The sequence below is a fragment of the Denitratisoma sp. genome (assembly GCA_032027165.1).
GTDB lineage: Bacteria > Pseudomonadota > Gammaproteobacteria > Burkholderiales > Rhodocyclaceae > Desulfobacillus.
The window spans coordinates 1750331-1767441 of sequence record JAVSMO010000001.1; the positions used below are offsets into that span (position 1 = coordinate 1750331).

At 68.9% G+C, this 17111-nt stretch carries 21 protein-coding genes; 9 read left to right on the top strand and 12 right to left on the bottom strand.

Features of this window, described 5'->3' with window-relative positions; translation table 11 throughout:
- The first annotated feature begins 13 nt into the window (after positions 1-13).
- Both radC and ROZ00_08625 read left to right on the top strand, forming a co-directional pair.
- Complete coding sequence (radC, locus tag ROZ00_08620; protein MDT3736273.1) at positions 14-691, top strand: DNA repair protein RadC; 678 nt, start codon at positions 14-16, stop codon at positions 689-691.
- Between the two features lie 57 nt (positions 692-748).
- A complete protein-coding gene (locus tag ROZ00_08625; protein ID MDT3736274.1) occupies positions 749-1009 on the top strand; it encodes a hypothetical protein in 261 nt (86 codons plus the stop codon).
- A 3-nt stretch (positions 1010-1012) separates the two neighbouring features.
- On the opposite strand, the gene ROZ00_08630 is transcribed toward ROZ00_08625, so the two are convergent.
- A complete protein-coding gene (locus ROZ00_08630; GenBank protein ID MDT3736275.1) occupies positions 1013-1744 on the bottom strand; it encodes a sulfite exporter TauE/SafE family protein in 732 nt (243 codons plus the stop codon).
- Between the two features lie 228 nt (positions 1745-1972).
- On the opposite strand from ROZ00_08630, the gene rpmB reads away from it, so the two are divergent.
- Both rpmB and rpmG read left to right on the top strand, forming a co-directional pair.
- The gene (rpmB, locus tag ROZ00_08635) at positions 1973-2206 is read left to right on the top strand and encodes a 50S ribosomal protein L28 (GenBank protein ID MDT3736276.1); all 234 of its coding nucleotides are present in this window, start codon (positions 1973-1975) and stop codon (positions 2204-2206) included.
- A gap of 11 nt (positions 2207-2217) precedes the next feature.
- Positions 2218-2376 (top strand): 50S ribosomal protein L33, encoded by a 159-nt coding sequence (rpmG, locus tag ROZ00_08640; protein MDT3736277.1) that lies wholly within the window; start codon positions 2218-2220, stop codon positions 2374-2376.
- Between the two features lie 71 nt (positions 2377-2447).
- On the opposite strand, the gene ROZ00_08645 is transcribed toward rpmG, so the two are convergent.
- The 9 genes from ROZ00_08645 to ROZ00_08685 form a co-directional block, all read right to left on the bottom strand.
- Positions 2448-3617, bottom strand: coding sequence for a fatty acid desaturase (locus ROZ00_08645; GenBank protein MDT3736278.1), 1170 nt, complete (start codon positions 3615-3617; stop codon positions 2448-2450).
- Between the two features lie 57 nt (positions 3618-3674).
- Entirely contained in the window at positions 3675-4292 is a 618-nt protein-coding gene (locus ROZ00_08650; GenBank protein ID MDT3736279.1) for a phospholipase D family protein, read from the bottom strand.
- Positions 4289-5503, bottom strand: a complete 1215-nt coding sequence (locus tag ROZ00_08655; GenBank protein ID MDT3736280.1) for a cysteine desulfurase — start codon at positions 5501-5503, stop codon at positions 4289-4291. The genes ROZ00_08650 and ROZ00_08655 overlap by 4 nt, the downstream gene beginning before the upstream one ends.
- Complete coding sequence (locus ROZ00_08660) at positions 5500-6117, bottom strand: FmdE family protein (protein ID MDT3736281.1); 618 nt, start codon at positions 6115-6117, stop codon at positions 5500-5502. The genes ROZ00_08655 and ROZ00_08660 overlap by 4 nt, the downstream gene beginning before the upstream one ends.
- Positions 6114-7388 (bottom strand): RsmB/NOP family class I SAM-dependent RNA methyltransferase, encoded by a 1275-nt coding sequence (locus ROZ00_08665; protein MDT3736282.1) that lies wholly within the window; start codon positions 7386-7388, stop codon positions 6114-6116. The genes ROZ00_08660 and ROZ00_08665 overlap by 4 nt, the downstream gene beginning before the upstream one ends.
- A gap of 9 nt (positions 7389-7397) precedes the next feature.
- Positions 7398-8414 carry a DUF3108 domain-containing protein gene (locus tag ROZ00_08670; protein MDT3736283.1) on the bottom strand — a complete coding sequence of 339 codons (1017 nt, stop codon included), beginning with the start codon at positions 8412-8414 and terminating at the stop codon, positions 7398-7400.
- On the bottom strand, positions 8404-9048 hold the full coding sequence (gene purN / locus ROZ00_08675) for a phosphoribosylglycinamide formyltransferase (protein MDT3736284.1): 645 nt from the start codon (positions 9046-9048) through the stop codon (positions 8404-8406). Before purN ends, ROZ00_08670 begins: the two co-directional genes overlap by 11 nt.
- A gap of 2 nt (positions 9049-9050) precedes the next feature.
- On the bottom strand, positions 9051-9707 hold the full coding sequence (locus tag ROZ00_08680) for a hypothetical protein (protein MDT3736285.1): 657 nt from the start codon (positions 9705-9707) through the stop codon (positions 9051-9053).
- Positions 9708-9812: 105 nt separating this feature from the next.
- Complete coding sequence (locus tag ROZ00_08685) at positions 9813-10454, bottom strand: DedA family protein (protein ID MDT3736286.1); 642 nt, start codon at positions 10452-10454, stop codon at positions 9813-9815.
- A gap of 48 nt (positions 10455-10502) precedes the next feature.
- Between ROZ00_08685 and mutL the strand changes: the two genes are divergently transcribed.
- From mutL to ROZ00_08700, 3 genes are read left to right on the top strand one after another with little or no spacing between them, the layout of a single operon-like run.
- Complete coding sequence (gene mutL / locus ROZ00_08690) at positions 10503-12227, top strand: DNA mismatch repair endonuclease MutL (GenBank protein MDT3736287.1); 1725 nt, start codon at positions 10503-10505, stop codon at positions 12225-12227.
- A gap of 28 nt (positions 12228-12255) precedes the next feature.
- On the top strand, positions 12256-13161 hold the full coding sequence (gene miaA / locus ROZ00_08695; GenBank protein MDT3736288.1) for a tRNA (adenosine(37)-N6)-dimethylallyltransferase MiaA: 906 nt from the start codon (positions 12256-12258) through the stop codon (positions 13159-13161).
- A gap of 55 nt (positions 13162-13216) precedes the next feature.
- Positions 13217-13852, top strand: coding sequence for a hypothetical protein (locus ROZ00_08700; GenBank protein MDT3736289.1), 636 nt, complete (start codon positions 13217-13219; stop codon positions 13850-13852).
- On the opposite strand, the gene murI is transcribed toward ROZ00_08700, so the two are convergent.
- Positions 13839-14636, bottom strand: coding sequence for a glutamate racemase (murI, locus tag ROZ00_08705; GenBank protein MDT3736290.1), 798 nt, complete (start codon positions 14634-14636; stop codon positions 13839-13841). The genes ROZ00_08700 and murI overlap by 14 nt on opposite strands.
- The gene (gene purM / locus ROZ00_08710; GenBank protein MDT3736291.1) at positions 14633-15661 is read right to left on the bottom strand and encodes a phosphoribosylformylglycinamidine cyclo-ligase; all 1029 of its coding nucleotides are present in this window, start codon (positions 15659-15661) and stop codon (positions 14633-14635) included. Before purM ends, murI begins: the two co-directional genes overlap by 4 nt.
- Positions 15662-15746: 85 nt before the next feature.
- On the opposite strand from purM, the gene hda reads away from it, so the two are divergent.
- Both hda and ROZ00_08720 read left to right on the top strand, forming a co-directional pair.
- Positions 15747-16439, top strand: coding sequence for a DnaA regulatory inactivator Hda (hda, locus tag ROZ00_08715; GenBank protein MDT3736292.1), 693 nt, complete (start codon positions 15747-15749; stop codon positions 16437-16439).
- A complete protein-coding gene (locus ROZ00_08720) occupies positions 16436-17098 on the top strand; it encodes an HAD family hydrolase (GenBank protein ID MDT3736293.1) in 663 nt (220 codons plus the stop codon). The genes hda and ROZ00_08720 overlap by 4 nt, the downstream gene beginning before the upstream one ends.
- Positions 17099-17111 lie beyond the last annotated feature (13 nt).

Here is a 17111-nt window from a genome sequence, read left to right on the forward strand (position 1 = left end):
GATTGGCCCAAGCATGGCGATCACGGACTGGCCGGAAAGCGAACGCCCGCGCGAGCGGCTCCTGCGGCACGGCGCCGGCGCGCTCTCCGATGCCGAGCTGCTCGCCATCTTCCTGCGCGTCGGCGTGAAGGGCGCCAGCGCCGTCGACCTCGCCCGCACGCTGCTCGGCCATTTCGGCAGCCTCAACCGCCTGTTCGCCGCCTCCGCGCAGGAGTTCTCGACCATCCCCGGCATGGGCAGCGCCAAGTACGCCCAGCTGCAGGCGGTGCTGGAACTGGCGCGCCGCGCCCTGCGCGAAGAGATTGCCGCCGGCGACGCGCTCTCCTCGCCGCGCGCCGTACGCGACTGGCTGCGCCTGACGCTTGCCGCGTTGCCGCACGAGGTGTTCATGGTGCTCCTGCTGGATGCACAGAACCGTCTGGTCGCCGCCGAGGAACTCTTCCGCGGCACGCTGACGCAGACCAGCGTGCATCCGCGCGAGGTGGTCAAGCTGGCCCTGTCGCACAACGCCGCCGGCGCCATCCTCGCCCACAACCATCCCTCCGGCGTCGCCGAGCCGAGCCGCGCCGACGAGGCCCTCACCCAGGCGCTGAAGCAGGCCCTCGCCCTGGTCGACGTCAAGCTGCTCGACCACTTCATCGTCGCCGGCGCCGCCGAACCGCTCTCCTTCGCCGAGCGCGGATTGCTCTAAAGCCGGCCTCCCCCACGCCGTTAACCCGGATATCCAGGTTCGCGGCAAGGAGGAAACATGGATCGTCAAACCCCGAGCAAGCAGGCGCCGGTCCTGCCGGAGCCGCGGTCTAAACAGGAAGTAGCGGCAACGATTCTGCTCATGGTCGGCCTTTGCGCTCCGCTGGTCTGGTATGTCGGCCGGCTGATCGCCCGCCATGGCCTTGCCGCCAGCCTCGCCGACCTTCCACCCCAGGAACTTCTGGCCGCCTTCTGCCTGCTGGCCCTGCCTTTCGTCGCGCTCAGGCTGTTGCGCGTACGCTGGCAGGCCGAACGATAGCGCTCACTTCGCCAGCAGGGCAGCGCCGCTGCAGAGCAGCAGGAGGCTGATGCCGCGGCGAAAGGCCTCCTGGCCGATCGAGGCATGCACCTTGCCCCCGAGATAGATGCCTGCCAACATCACCGGCAGCGCCATCGCCAGCATCTTGAGAAACTCCAGTGTCAATATCCCCGTCAGGAAATAGCCCGCCAGACGGTTTGCGCCGTCGAGCAGGAAGATGGCGGCGAAAGTGGCGCGGAACTGCGTCTTGTCCAGCTTCCGCATCTGCAGATAGGCCACGTAGAACGGTCCGCCGGTACCGAATGCCGTGCCGACCAGCCCGCCCAATCCGCCCGCCGACACCGCCCACCAGCGGCTGTGCGCGCCCTCGGGCGTCTTCCCCGACAGGGTGTACATGGCGTAGAAGATGATGAAGACGGCCAGGGCCTTCAGCAGCAGCCGCGTATCGACCGTTTGCAGCAGGTAGAGGGCCGCCGCAACGCCCAGCACGGCAAACGGCAGGATGGGCCAGATCTCGGCCCAGCAGATCGCCTGCCGGTCCCGGATGCCCTGGCTGGCGGAGGCCAGGTAGTCCAATGCCACCACCAGCGGGACCGCCACCGGCAGGGGAAACCACATCAGGAGCAGCGGGATGGCAATGAGCCCGGAACCGAAGCCGGCGACGCCGCGCACGAAATAGGCCGCCGAGAGCACGGCAAACGCGTAGGCATACTGGGCCGTCCCCAATGTTTCCATCCCCTCCCCCTTGCGGCAGTTTTTTGTACGTCCCGACGGACGCGCCGAACTTATGACGGGATTCTAGCGCGGCTTCGCCGCTCCTGAAAGCCTGTCGCCTCCCGCTCAGGCGGCCTCCCACCCCCGCCTGTCGGAGGGGGAAATCCCAGAAGAAACATCGAGTTGATTTTCCCGGAAAGGATCGCGTATAATGCGCGGCTTTGCTAAATCCGAATTCTGGAGCACAACATGGCCCGCGTTTGCCAAGTGACCGGTAAGGCACCGATGGTGGGAAATCACGTTTCCCATGCCAACAACAAGACCAAGCGCCGCTTTCTGCCCAACCTGCAGAACCGCCGCTTCTGGGTCGAGTCCGAAAACCGCTGGGTGAGCCTGCGCGTATCCAACGCCGGCCTGCGCACCATCGACAAGAAGGGCATCGACGTCGTCCTGGCCGAGCTGCGCGCCAAGGGCACCATCTAAGGAGATACGACATGCCCCGCGAGAAGATCAAGCTGGAAAGCACGGCCGGCACCGGCCACTTCTACACGACGACCAAGAACAAGCGCACCATGCCCGAAAAGCTGGAGATCAAGAAGTTCGATCCCAAGGCGCGCAAGCACGTCACGTACAAGGAAACCAAGCTGAAGTAGGCCTGGCCCGATTCAACAAAAAACCCGCCGCTCGGCGGGTTTTTTGTTGCCTGCGCCGGCGCAGCCTAGACCTAGATGGTGTAGCGGCGCAAGCGCAGGGAAAATTCCTCGAGCTGGCGGACGCCGGAGTCCTCGGCGCGACGGCACCAGTCCTGCAGTCGGGCGAGCAGTTCCTCGCGCGTGGCGGTCGAGCGCTGCCAGAGCGCGACGAGCTCGCGCCGCATCTCGACCCCCAACGACAGGCGGCGGCTGTGCTCGAGCGCCGCCGCGCAGCGCTGCCTTTCCGATTCGGGCAACTCCTCGGCATCGCGCACCAGCGCGCGCTTGAGCGCCCTGAGCGAAGCCGCATCCAGCGAGGGCTTCAGCTGCTTCGCCTCCTCGCGGTAGATCTGCCGCAGCGACTTCAGATACTTGGCCATGACGTCGTAGCGATGCGTGACGACCGCCTGCAGGGTGTCGAGGTCGACGGCCGGACGCGCCGCAGCCAGGCGCGGCGTCGGCGCAACCTTCTTCACCTTGGCCTGGCCAAGCATCTCCAGCAGGCGGATGTAGAGCCAGCCGATGTCGAATTCGTACCACTTGTTCGACAGCCGTGCCGAGGTGGCATAGGCATGGTGGTTGTTGTGCAGTTCCTCGCCGCCGATGAGGATGCCCCAGGGCAGGAGGTTGGTGCTGGCATCGGCACAGGCGAAGTTGCGGTAGCCGACGAAATGGCCGATGCCGTTGATGACGCCGGCGGCCCAGAACGGGATCCAGAGCATCTGCACGCCCCAGATCAGCGCCCCCGGTACCAGCCCGAACAGGGCGAGATCGATGGCCAGCATCAGCAGGATGCCGAGCTTCTGCCCCGGCGTATAGAGATGCCGTTCCAGCCAGTCGTCCGGCGTGCCGTGGCCATAGCGCTCCATCGTCTCCCGGTTGTGCGACTCCTTCACATAGAGGAAGACGCCGCCCCACAGCACGCGGTTCAGTCCCAGCACCTGCGGGCTGTGCGGGTCGTCCGCCGTCTCGCATTTGGCGTGGTGCTTGCGGTGGATGGCGGCCCATTCCTTCGTCACCATGCCGGTGGTCAGCCACAGCCAGAAACGGAAGAAGTGGCTCGGCACCGGCCCGAGGTCGAGTGCGCGGTGCGCCTGGTGGCGGTGCAGATAGATGGTCACGCCGGCAATGGTGACGTGCGTGAGCGCCAGTGCGACGAGGGCATGGCCCCACCAGGGAAGATTGAAAATGCCTGAAAGCATCGGTAAGCCCGGAAATGCTGGAAAACCCGGGTATTACTTTACACCTTAACCTTCCCGTCAATCGGACAGAATGGCTTCGGCGTAGGGCAGGGCCTCGGCGCGATGGCGCTTCCAGTTGCCGAGGTAGGCGCGCAGCACCGGCGGATTGTGGCGCAGGATCAACACGTTCTCCGCATTGCGCGTCCGTGCCGACCAGGTGAAGTTGTAGGAACCGGTGATGACCGCACCACCGGCCTCGGCCGCATCGACCAGGATGACCTTGTTGTGCGCGGCGGCATAGCGCACCTCGAGCGCAACGGGGATGCCGGCCTCGACCAGTCGCGGAATCTGGCTGTTCTCCCCCCGTGCCGTCTGCTCACGGTCGGCCAGCACCTCGACGTGGACGCCGCGCGCCCTGGCCTCGATCAGCGCGGCGGCCAATGAACGGCTGGTGAACAGGTATGCCTGCACGTGGATGCTATGGCGTGCCCCGCGCAGCACGCGCAGGATGGCCGCCTCGATGTCGTCGTGCGGGGCGAACAGCACCTCGGCCGTGCCGTGCGCGGCAGGCGAGGCGGCCGGGCGCGGATCGAAGGCCCGGGCCGGCTGCACCAGCAGGAAAGTCAGTCCCGCCAGGACGGCGACAAAACCGACGTTCCGCCACGTCCCGCGGGGCCTTGCGCCTCCTTCGGTCATTGGCGCACCGCCCGCAGCGCCTCGATCAGCTGATCGACGTCCGCGCGGTCGTTATAGAGGGCGAAGGAGGCGCGCGCCGTGCCCTCGACGCCGAAGCGGCGCATCGCCGGCAGCGCGCAATGGTGGCCGCTCCTCACCGCCACGCCGTGGCGGTCGAGCGCCGCGCCGACCTCCTGCGCCGCAAAGCCGTCGATGACGAAGGACAGGATGGCGCCCTTCTCCCGCGCCGTACCGATGACGCGCAACCCGTCGATTTCGCCGACGCGCGCCGTGGCATAGTCGAGCAGCGCCTGCTCGTGCGCGCCGATGGCCTCCATGCCGATGCGGTCCACATAGTCCAGCGCCGCGGCCAGCCCCACTGCGCCTTCCACGTTCGGCGTGCCGGCCTCGTACTTGCGCGGCGCCGCCTCGTAGGTCGTGCGCTCGAAGGTCACGTCGCGGATCATGTGGCCGCCACCCTGGTACGGCGGCAGCTTCGCCAGCCACTCCGCCTTGCCGTAGAGCACGCCGATGCCCATCGGCGCATAGAGCTTGTGGCCGGAGAAGGCGTAGAAGTCGCAGCCGATGTCCCGCACATCCACGGCGGCGTGGGCAATCGCCTGGGCGCCATCCAGCAGCACCGGCACGCCGGCGGCGTGGGCCCGCGCGACGATGCGCCGTACCGGCGTCACCGTGCCCAGCGCATTCGAGACATGCGTCACCGCCACCAGGCGGGTGCGCGGCCCGATCAGCTGCTCGTAGGCGCCGAGGTCGAATTCGCCGTCGTCGTCGATCGGCACGACGCGCAGCCCGGCACCGGCCTGCTCGCAGGCGATCTGCCAGGGCACGAGGTTGGAATGATGCTCCATCGCCGAGACGATGACCTCGTCGCCTGCGCGCAGGAAGGCGCGGCCGAACGTGGCGGCGACCAGGTTGATGGCCTCGGTGGTGCCGCGCACGAAGACGATCTCGTCGGCCCGCTCGGCATTGACGAAACGCCGCACCCGCTCACGCGCCGCCTCGTAGAGGTCGGTGGCGCGGTCGCTGAGGAAATGCACGCCGCGGTGGGTATTGGCGTTGTCTTCCAGGTAATAGCGGCGCAGCGCCTCGATCACCTCCGCCGGTTTCTGCGTCGTGGCGGCGCTGTCGAGGTAGGCGAGGCGCCGGCCGCGCACCGGGCGGGCGAGCAGCGGGAAATCGTTTCGCAGCCGGGAAAAGTCAGTCCCCGTCATGCGGCGCCGGCGGGGCGAATGCTGATGACCTGCGGATCGCGCGCATGGTTAATGAGGATGGCACGCACCCGCTCCTGCCAGAGGCGGCCGAACTCGCGTTGCATCTCCTCGCTGGCGCGGCCGGTGATGCAGGCGCCCATCAGCTCGCCCATGTGCGGCACGCCCGGCACGTGCTCCAAGTGCGCCGCGACATCCACCGCCGCGCCGTTGTCCTTGCGCGTGAAGCGGATCTCCTCGCTCACCGCGGCATTGAAGAACAGCAGGTTGCGCCGGTCGTAGCGGCCGGCCAGCCCCTTGAAGCCGGTGTCGTGCGTCGCCCCGGTGACCAGGGTGACGATGTTGGCGATGACGCCGGTGACGCCGCTGGTGCTGTCGTGGCGGAAATCGACGCGGATGGCGCCGCGTTCGGGCAGGTCCTTCGGATAGAGCGCCTCCAGCGCCCGGATCGTCATCAGCCAGGCGGAGGCCACGGTGGGACAGGAATGCCCGGCCGCCTTGACGGCGTCGATATAACGGTATTCGAAGATGCCGCCCTCCGCCGCGCCGAGAAACCTGGCGAGCGGATCGTAGACCGTGATGCTCGGGACCTGATCGAAGAAATCGGGGTATCTCATGGCTTCTCCTCAACTTGATTGCGTTCCAGCACTGCTGCAAAGAACCCGTCCGTCCCGTGCGTGTGCGGCGCCAGGCGCAGCGTCTCGCCGCAGGCCAGGGCGATGCCCTGCTTCTCCAGGATATCCTGCGCGGACACCTGCCTGAAGTCCGGATGCGCGGCGAGGAAGCCGGCGACGATGGCTTCGTTCTCCTCGGGCAGGATGCTGCAGGTGGCGTAGACAAGCCGCCCGCCTTTTTTCACCAGGCGCGAGGCGCCCTTGAGGATGTCGTGCTGCTTGCGCGACAGTTCGGCCACGCCCTCCGGCGTCTGCCGCCACTTGAGGTCGGGGTTGCGGCGCAGCGTGCCGAGGCCGCTGCAGGGGGCATCGACCAGCACGCGGTCGAGCTTGCCGGCGAGACGCTTGATGCGGATGTCGTTCTCGTTGGCGATCGTCACCGGGTGCACATTGGAGAGGCCGGCGCGCGCCATGCGGTCCTTCAGCCGCGCCAGGCGCTTGTCGGAGACGTCGAAGGCATAGAGCCGGCCGGTCGAACGCATCAGCGCACCCAGCAGCAGGGTCTTGCCGCCGGCGCCGGCGCAGAAGTCGGCGACCATCTCGCCGCGCTTCGGCGCGAGCAGGATGCCGAGCAGCTGGCTGCCCTCGTCCTGCACCTCGATGGAGCCGTCGAGGTAGAGCGGGTGCTTCTGCAGCGCCGGCTTGGCCTTGAGGCGGATGCACAGGGGCGACAGCCTCCCCGCTTCGGCGGCGATGCCCTCCCCGGCGAGGCGCGCCAGCACGGCGTCGCGCCCGGCCTTGAGCGGGTTCACCCGCAGGTCGAGCGGTGCGGCCTGGTTGAGGCCCTGCGCCAGTGTGAGCAGCGCGTCCGCTTCCATGTGGGACAGCAGGCGCTCGGCCAGCCAGTCGGGGAAGTCGGCCTGTTCGGCGAGGCTGAGTTCGCCCGCCTGGCGACCCTTCAGTTCGGCCACCCACTTCAGTTCCTTCTCGCTGATGGCGCCTTCGAGCTGCCGCTGGCTGACGCCCGACAGGCGCGTCAGCGCCGCCAGCACCAGCCGGCGCGGATTCGCCTCGGCGCCGAGCAGGTGTTCCAGCAGGCGCCGGCGCCGCAGCACGGCGTAGGCCGTCTCGGCGATGAAGCCGCGGTCGTTCTGGCCGAGCAGGCGGTTATCGCGGAAGAATTTCGACAGCACGGCATCGGCCGGATGCTCTAACTTCAGGAGCAGGTTGAGTGCCGTCGTCGCCGCGTCGATGAGTTTCGCCGTAATGCGCATACTGACTTTCTATTTCTCCTGTGCGGCGAGCCGCGCGCCGTCGATTTCCAGTTCGACCGCGTTCTGGTCGAACACCTCGCCCTTGCGGTCGATGAAGCGGATGCGCACCGGCAGGTTGCGGTAATCCGACGCCAGCCACAGTTCCATGGCCTGTTCCCCCGGCACCGCCGGCGTCTTGACATGCCAGGTGCGCAGCTCTCCGAACGGCGTGGCGAGCGTCTCGTCGCCGACCGCCTCGTAAGCATAGCGGCCGTAATTCTTGCCGGTGGCGATCATCATCTCGAGGCGCGCCGCCGCACCGGCCAGGCCCATCTGGTAGATCTGCGAAAGGATGTCCTGCGCGCCCGGCGTGAGCGCCACCTCGCGCCGCAGCTGGCCACCGACGGTCAGCGCCGCCTTGCCGCTGCCCCAGTCGAAGCGCACGCCCTCTGCCGGCTTGCCCTTGCGCTCGACCTCGAAGATTTGCGGCACCAGTCCCTCGGGCCCGACCGCGCCTTCGCTCGACTGCACGATGCGCACCTCCCGGAACAGCGCGACGAGCCCCGTCGTTTCCGTCACCGTCCGCAAGGCGTAGCGTCCGTCGTCATAGCGCCAGGTGTGCGTCGATTCGCCGATCAGCATGCCCTGATCGCCCTCGCCGCGCGTGACGACGAAGCGGATGCGGCCCTTGCGCGGCCAGTCGATCTCGGCCTTGGCCGGAGCGGCCGCAGCGGCAGGCGCCGGCTCGGGAGTTGGTGCGGATGCAGGCGCCTCGGCTGCCGCCGGGGCCGGCATGTGTTCCGCTGGCGCCGGCTGCGGCAGACGCGGCCGGGGTTCGGCCTTCGGCTTCGGCGCCGGCCTGGACGGCGGCGCCACCGGCGCCGGCTCGAGCCGCGCCGCCGGCTTGGGCGCCAGGCGCGCCTCCAGCACGCCGTTCGCCTCGGGCTCGTCGAGGAAAGGCAGGCGCCAGCCCGCGCTGCTCACCGCCAGCACATGCACCAGCAGCGAGAGCAGCAATGCGGCCAGGAGGCGACGATCAATGTGCATCCGGCAGTGGCGACAGCAGGGCACCGCCGGCCGTGCGCTCCCCGGCGAGGCGCACGCGGCCGTCCGCGCCGAGGCTCAGGCGCCCCTCGACGAACCAGCGCACCGCCTGCGGGTAGGCGACGTGCTCCTGGGCCAGCACGCGCGCGGCGAGCGCGTCCTCGCTGTCGTCGGGGCTCACCGGCACGGCCGCCTGGATGATGACGGGTCCGTTGTCGAGCGCCGGCGTGACGAAGTGCACCGTGCAGCCGTGCACGCGGCAGCCGGCTTCCAGCGCGCGCCGGTGCGTGTGCAGGCCGGGAAAGGCCGGCAGCAGCGAGGGGTGGATGTTCATCAGGCGGCCCTCGTAGCGCCGCACGAAATCCTCGCCGAGGATGCGCATGAAGCCGGCCAGGACGACGAGGTCCGGCGCGTGGCGGTCGATCTCGGCGGCGAGCGCGGCGTCGAACAGCTCGCGCGAGGCGTGTTCGGCATGGGCCACCACGGCGGTATGGATGCCATGGGCGCGGGCGGTCTCGAGGCCCTTGGCGTCGGCCTTGTTGCTGATGACCGCGGCGATGCGGCAGGGCAACTTCGCGTCGAGCATGGCTTCCATGTTGCTGCCGCGGCCGGAGATGAGGATGACGATGCTCTTCATGGTCAGAATTTGACGGGGAGAAAGATCGCGCTGGCGAGGTTCTGGAACACTTTCGCCACGATGCGGTTGGTCTTGTCGGCGACGATCTTCGAGAGCAGGTCGAGGCTGCCGATGACCTTGCCGAACTCGCGCTCGAAGGAGAGGTTCCTCACCGGGCCGGCGCCTTCGTTGGAGAGCAGGTAGGGCTCGCCGCCCGGCGTCGCCGCGTTGGAGAGCTTCCACACGGCGATCTCGACGTTGCGCGCCGCGTTGAACAGCGCCTGCGGATCGAGGTCGTCGAGGAGGAACAGTTCCGTCTTGTCGTTGAAGGCGGTCTGCACCATGCCGCCGAGGCCGGCGATGAAGGCCAGCACGCGGTCGCCGGCGAAGTCCTCGCGGAAGGCGAGGTGGATGGCGTCGGTGCCGCGCCTGTTCTCCAACTCCTTGAACGCCCAGCCATGGTTGGCCTCGAAGATGCGCGCCACCGCCGCCTCGAGGCTGGGCTGGCCGCCCTTCCTCCACTCGCGCGGATTGCGCCGGTAGAGCTTCTCGGCGAGGAGCTTCAAGCTGGCGAACACCTCGCGCTGGTGCGCCTCGGCGACGCGGTCGATGTCGGACTTGGCGATCTGGTTCGGATCGAAGCCGGAAACCGGCTTGCGCGGGGTCGTTCCCGTGGTCACGCAGCCCGCCAACAAGGGCAGGAAAATCAACGGGATAAGCCGAGAAATCATGCGACATCATAGCGCAAAGGCCTTGTGCCGCGCCAAGCCCCTGTCGGCAAAGGGCTAATGGGGGGCGCGGCGGTGCTTGAGCCAGGCGATCGCCGCCGGCAGCATCGACACGACGATGATGGCGAGGATCACCAGGCTGAGGTTGTTCTGGATGACCGGCAGGTTGCCGAACAGGTAGCCGGCGACGGAGAGCGAGCCGACCCACAGCACGGCGCCGCCGATGTTGTAGGCCTGGAAGCGCACGTAGGTCATGGCGCCGATGCCGGCGACAAAGGGGGCGAAGGTGCGCAGGATCGGGATGAAGCGCGTGATCACCAGGGTCTTGCCGCCATGCTGCTCGTAGAAGACGTGGGTCTTCATCAGCGCCGCCTTGTTGAAGAAACGCGAGTTTTCCCAGTGGAAGACCTTCGGGCCGAGATAGCGGCCGATCGAGTAGTTCACGCTGTTGCCGAGGATGGCGGCGGCGATGAGCGTGGCGTTGAGTACCCACAGGTCCATGCTGCCCGCCCCGCACAGCGCGCCGGCGACGAAGAGCAGCGAGTCGCCCGGCAGGAAGGGCGTGACGACGAAGCCGGTCTCGGCAAAGACGATCAGGAAGAGGATGGCGTACACCCAGGTGCCATACTGGGCGAGCAAGGCAGCGAGGTGCTTGTCGAGGTGGACGGCGATGTCCCAGGCGAGTGCGAGGTATTCCATGGTTTCTGAAGGCGAAAAAGCCCGCAGAGTATAATTCATCCCGCTCCCATGCCCGCCATCAAGCCGCTTCCCGACCTCCTCATCAGCCAGATCGCCGCCGGCGAGGTGGTCGAGCGCCCGGCCTCGGTGGTGAAGGAGCTGCTGGAAAACGGCATCGACGCCGGCGCGCGAAACATTTCCGTCCAACTGCTCGAGGGCGGCGTGCGGCAGATCCGCATCGTCGACGACGGCGGCGGCATTCCGAAGGAGGAGCTGCCGCTGGCGCTGGCCCGCCACGCCACCAGCAAGATCGCCTCCCTCGAGGACCTCGAAAGCGTGGCCTCGCTCGGCTTCCGCGGCGAGGCGCTGGCCTCCATCGCCGCCGTGGCGCGGCTGACTTTGCTGAGCCGCATCCGCGAGGCGCCGCACGCCTGGCGCATCGGCCCGGAGCAGGAGGTCGCCCCGGCCGCGCTCGGAGGCGGCACCGTGATCGAGGTCGACGATCTCTATTTCAACACGCCGGCGCGGCGCAAATTCCTCAAGAGCGAGCACACCGAGTTCGCCCATTGCGAAGAAGCCGTGCGCCGCATCGCGCTGGCGCATCCGCAGGTTTCCTTCCTGCTGCAGCACAACGGACGCACGGCGCTGCACCTGGCCGCCGGCGATCCCGCGCGGCGCATCGCCGACATCCTCGGCGCGGAATTCGCCGCCCAGTCGCGTGCGGTCGACGCGGCGGCGGGCAGCCTGCATCTCGCCGGTTGCGCCGCCCTGCCGGCCTATTCGCGCGCCCGCGCCGATGCCCAGTACTTCTTCGTGAACGGCCGCTTCGTGCGCGACAAGCTGCTCTCGCACGCGGTGCGCGAAGCCTACGCCGATATCCTGCACGGCCAGCGTCACCCGGTCTACGCGCTGTTCCTCGAAATCGACCCGCGCGGCGTCGACGTCAACGTGCATCCGGCCAAGACCGAGGTGCGCTTCCGCGACGGCCGCGCCGTGCACCAGTTCGTCTTCCACGCCCTGCAGCGCGCGCTGGCGGCGCCGCTGGCGCATGCCGCCTCCGGCGCACCCGCGCCCGCCGCCGTGCCGGCGGGACTGACTTTTGCCGCGGCCGCGCCGCAGCAACGGACGCTCGCCGTCGCCCAGTCGGCCGCTGCCTACTACGACTTCGTTCGGCAGGCCCCGAGCACACCGATGCCCGAGGCCGAAGCCGGCGCGCCGCCGCTCGGTTTCGCCCTCGCCCAGCTGCACGGCGTCTACATCCTGGCGCAGAACGCCGAGGGGCTGGTGCTGGTCGACATGCACGCCGCCCACGAGCGCATCCTCTACGAGAAGCTGAAGACGGCGCTGGATGAGCGCCCGGCGGTGCAGCCGCTGCTGGTGCCGGTGGTGATCTCGGCCAGCGGCGAGGAGGCCGCCGCTGCGGAGGAACACGCCGAGGCGCTCGAGCGCCTCGGCTTCGAAATCGCCGCAGCCGGCCCGCGCGAGCTGGTGGTGCGCGCCGTGCCGGCGCTGCTCGCCAGCGGCCGCATTGCCGACCTCGTGCGCGCCCTTCTCGCCGATCTGGAGAAGTTCGGTGCCAGCCGCGTTGCCGCCGAGCGCCGCAACGAACTGCTGGCGACGATGGCCTGCCACGGCGCGGTGCGCGCACACCGCGCACTGACCCTGCCGGAGATGAACGCCCTGCTGCGGCAGATGGAGGAGACCGAGCGCGCCGACCAGTGCAACCACGGCCGGCCGACGTGGGCGCAGCTCTCCATGGAAGACCTGGACCGCCTGTTCCTCCGTGGCCGCTAGCTCATCCCTGCCGCCGGCCATCTGCCTCATGGGGCCGACGGCGAGCGGCAAGACCGCCGTGGTGTTCGAATTGGCCGACCGGTTGCCGCTGGAGATCGTCAGCGTCGATTCGGCGCAGGTGTTCATCGACATGGACATCGGCACAGCCAAGCCGGATCGCGCCACGCTGGCGAAGTATCCGCACCACCTGATCGACCTGATCTCCCCCGAGGAAAGCTATTCCGCCGCGCGCTTCCGCGCCGACGCGCTGCGCGCGATGGGGGAAATCGCGGCGCGCGGAAAAATACCGCTGCTCGCCGGCGGCACCATGCTCTACTTCAAGGCGCTGCGCGAGGGCCTCTCCGATTTGCCGCAGGCCGATGCCGAACTGCGGCGCGCCATCGACGCGGATGCGCAGACACGCGGCTGGCCGGCACTGCATGCCGAGCTGGCGGCGCTCGACCCGGAAGCGGCGGCGCGGCTGAAGCCCACCGACGCCCAGCGCATCCAGCGCGCACTCGAGGTGGTGCGCCTGACCGGTGCGCCGCTGGCGGAGAGTCTCGCGCGCAGGCCGGATGCCGTCCTGCCCTTCCGCCTCGTCCAGCTCGCGCTGCTGCCTTCCGACCGCGCCGTGCTGCACGAACGCATCGCCCGGCGATTCGATGCCATGCTGGAAGCCGGGCTGATCGACGAGGTGAGGGCACTGCGGAAAAAATACCGCCTGCACGCCGGGCTGCCGTCGATGCGCTGCGTCGGCTACCGCCAGGCCTGGGACCACCTCGAGGGGATGTGCGACCGCGCCGCGCTGCGCGAGAAGGGCATCGCCGCCACGCGCCAGCTGGCCAAGCGCCAGCTGACCTGGCTGCGCAGCTGGCCGGATGTCGAGGCCTTCGACTGCCTGGCGGCGGATCTCGTCGCCCAGGTCACCCGGACCGTCGAGCGGGCGCTGGCTTAAGTTCCGTTCCAGCCCGCCGTTATTTCCCTGGTTGCGGGAGATAACGGAGACCGGCTTGTCCACTGCCAGCGAAACCGTCGATGAAGCGGGGGAAGAGGCGATGCCCCGGCCGGGCCTCGTCCTGCGCCTGAAGCGCCTGCTGGCCGCGCCCCTGCTGCTGCTACGCCGCCTGCGCCGACCCAAGGAGGAGACCGAGGAAGAGGCGGCGACGGAAGCCGTGCCGGACCGCCGCGACACACGGCGCGAGGAGAGCGATGAGGAAGCGGAGGTTCCCGCTGCCCCGTCGCGGTGGCACCGCCTGCTGCCCTACGGCCTGGTGCTGTTGGCCGGCGCCGGTGCCGGCGGCGGCGGAATGTATTGGCTCTCGGCCCAGGTCATCGCCCGCCAGGCGGCGGTACTCGACGAGCAGCAGGCGGAAGTCGCGCGACTGAAGGGCCTGGTCGCCGGCTACGACCAGCTGGTCCTGCAGAACAGGAAAAAGCTGGAAGAGGAGCAAAGCAAGCGGGTGGCGCTGGAAAATCGCCTGGCGATGGCCCAGGCCGACCTGACGCGGCAGCCTGCAGCCGTCGAGCGCGGCGCACCGGCGCAGGCCGCCGCCGGCCCGCCCGGCAAGGCGGGGGACTGCACGCTGCGGCCGGGCAGCATCGGCAGCACGCTGAAGGACTGCCTGGCCGAATTCAACCGTCCGTAAGCCGTTCGACCGGGGCGGCAGCACCCCACAGCCTTGGCAGGAGCGCCTCCAGCCGGGCGGGCTCGCCGCTGCTGAAGAAGCGCTCCGTCCCCTGGGGCTGCCCGGATAAAAAGTCAGTCTCCGCAAGACGGCGAGCAAGCTGGCGCGCGACGGCGGCGCCCGATTCGACGATCTCCGCCTGCGGCCCGACAAGCTCGCGCAGCAGCGGGGCAAGAAACGGGTAATGCGTGCAGCCCAGCACCAGGGTGTCCGCCCCCGCTTCCAGCAGCGGCGCGACGAAGCCTTCCAGCAGGCGGCGCGTCAGCGGCCCCGCCAGATCCCCCGCTTCTATCCGTTCCACCAGGCCCGGACAGGGCTGGACGATGACCCGCGCCTGCGAGCCGAAGCGGCCGACCAGTTCGGCGAACTTGCCGCTCTCCAGCGTGCCGCTGGTGGCGAGCACGCCGATGACGCCGGCGCGCGTCGCCTCGGCGGCCGGCTTGACGGCCGGCTCCATGCCGACGATGGGCAGGTCGAAGCGCTCGCGCAGGCGGGAAATGGCCGCCGCCGTGGCGGTGTTGCAGGCGACGACCAGGGCCTTGGCGTCGCGGGCGACGAGGAATTCGGCGATGGCGAAGGCGCGCGCCTCGATGAACTGCGGCGACTTGACGCCATAGGGCGCGTGGGCGGAATCGGCGACGTAGAGCAGGTCTTCCGCCGGCAGCGCCGCGCGGATGTGGCGCAGGACGGTGAGCCCGCCGACGCCGGAATCGAAAACGCCGATCGGGCGGGCGGCCGGACTCAAGCGACGATCGTCTGCGCCTGGTCCGCGCCGCGGCGGCAGATCATGCCGATGCTCCAGGCCGTCTCGCCGGCCTCGCGCAGCAGCCTGAGGGCCTGCTCCTCGTGCGCCTGCGAGACGACGACGACCATGCCGATGCCGCAGTTGAAGACGCGATGCATCTCGGCGTCGGCCACCTGGCCCTGCTCCTGCAGCCAGTCGAACAGCTTCGGCCGCGTCCACGCCTTGCTGTCGAGCGTCGCCGTCAGCGAGGCGCCGAGGATGCGCGGCACGTTGTCGAGCAGGCCGCCGCCGGTGATGTGGGCGAGGCCCTTCACCGGCAAGGCCTCCATCAGGGCGAGCAGCGGCTTGACGTAGATGCGCGTCGGCGCCATCACCGCCTCGGCGAGCGGGCGCCCGTCGAAATCGGCATTCATGTCGGGTTTGGCCCGCTCGAGGATCTTGCGCACCAGGGAATAGCCGTTGGAATGCGCGCCGCTGGAGGCCAGCCCGATGACGACGTCGCCCGGCTCGATGCCGCGGCCGTCGATGATCTTCGATTTCTCGACGGCGCCGACGGCGAAGCCGGCGAGGTCGTACTCGCCGTCCGGGTACATGCCGGGCATCTCGGCCGTCTCGCCGCCGATCAGCGCGCAGCCGGCCAGCTCGCAGCCTTTCGCGATGCCCTGGATGACGCTTGCGGCGGTGTCCACGTCGAGGCGGCCGCAGGCGAAGTAGTCGAGGAAGAACAGCGGCTCGGCGCCCTGCACCAGAATGTCGTTCACGCTCATCGCCACCAGGTCCTGGCCAACGGTGTCGTGGCGGTTGAGCTGGAAGGCCAGCTTGAGCTTGGTGCCGACGCCGTCGGTGCCGGAGACCAGCACCGGCTCCCGGTATTTCTTCGAGATCTCGAAGAGGGCGCCGAAGCCGCCGATGCCGGCCATCACCTCGGGCCGCAGGGTGCGCTTGGCGAAGGGTTTGATGCGTTCGACGAGGGAGTCGCCGGCATCGATATCGACGCCGGCATCGCGGTAGGTAAGGGAGGTCAAGGGGCTGTCCGCTTCGTGATAAAGTTGCGCTTCGCGCAGGAAAGGGCGAATTTTAACGTATCCGCCCCCGTCAATCACCACGAACATGCCCCAGCAGCTGACGCTCGACATCCGGCCCGAGCAGCACCCGACCCTGGAGAACTTCATCGCCGGCGCCAACGCCGAGCTGGTGGCGCGCCTGCGCGCCCTGGCCCAGCCGAAGGCCTTCGATGCGGTCTACCTGTGGGGGCCGCCGGGCAGCGGCCGCACGCACCTGCTGCGGGCCGCGCTGGCGGCCGCCGAAGCGGCTGCCCGCCGGGTCGTCCTGGTCGCCGGCGAGGAGGCCGGCGCCGAGCTGCCCTGCCCGCCCGGCGGACTGCTCATCGTCGACGACGTCGATCGCCTCGACGACACTGCCCAGATTGCCCTCTTCCGTGCCTTCAACTCGGCCCGTCTGGCCGGGCTGGCCCTGCTCATCGCCGGACCGGCGGCACCGCTGGAACTGAAGCTGCGCGAGGACCTGCGCACGCGCATCGGCCAGGCCCTCGTCTACCAGGTCAAGCCGCTCAGCGACGAGGATAAGGCCGCCACCCTGCAGAGCCAGGCCAGCCAGCGCGGCCTGCGCGTCGAGGACGAGGTGTTCGGCTACATGCTGCGCCACACCGCGCGCGACCTGCCCTCGCTGATGGCGGTGCTGGACGCCCTCGACCGCGCCTCGCTCGAACGCAAGCGTCCGGTCACAGTGCCGCTGCTCAAGGAAATGCTCAACAAGTTCAACCGGAATCCCAAGTCTTCATGAATCTCGCCTTATTCGACCTCGACAACACGCTCCTCGCCGGCGACTCGGATTTCGAGTGGGCGCAATACCTGATTTCCCGCGGCGTGCTCGACCGCGAGGTGTACGAGGCGCGCAACCTGGATTTCTACGAGCAGTACAAGGCCGGCACGCTCGACATCCACGAATTCCTCGATTTCCAGCTGAAGCCGCTGTCGCGCCACCCGCGCCGCGAACTCGATGCCTGGCACGCCGACTTCATGGCCACGCGCATCCTGCCCATCGTCACCGCCAAGGGCCGCGAGCTGGTGCGCCGCCACCAGGCGGAAGGCGCGCTCACCGCCATCGTCACCGCCACCAACAGCTTCGTCACCGCACCCATCGCCCGCGAGTTCGGCATCGTCCACCTGGTCGCCACCGAGCCGGAACAGGCGGCCGGCGAATTCACCGGCGGCGTCAGCGGCGTCCCCAGCTTCCGCGAGGGCAAGATCGCGCGCGTCGAAGCCTGGCTCGCCGGCTTCGGGCATGACTGGCGCAGCTTCGCGCGCAGCTGGTTCTACAGCGACTCGCTCAACGACCTGCCCCTGCTGGAGAAGGTCACCGACCCGGTCGCGGTGGACCCCGACCCGACCCTCGAGCGCCAAGCGCGCGAACGCGGCTGGCCGATCATCAGCCTGAGATAACGCCTTGATCTGC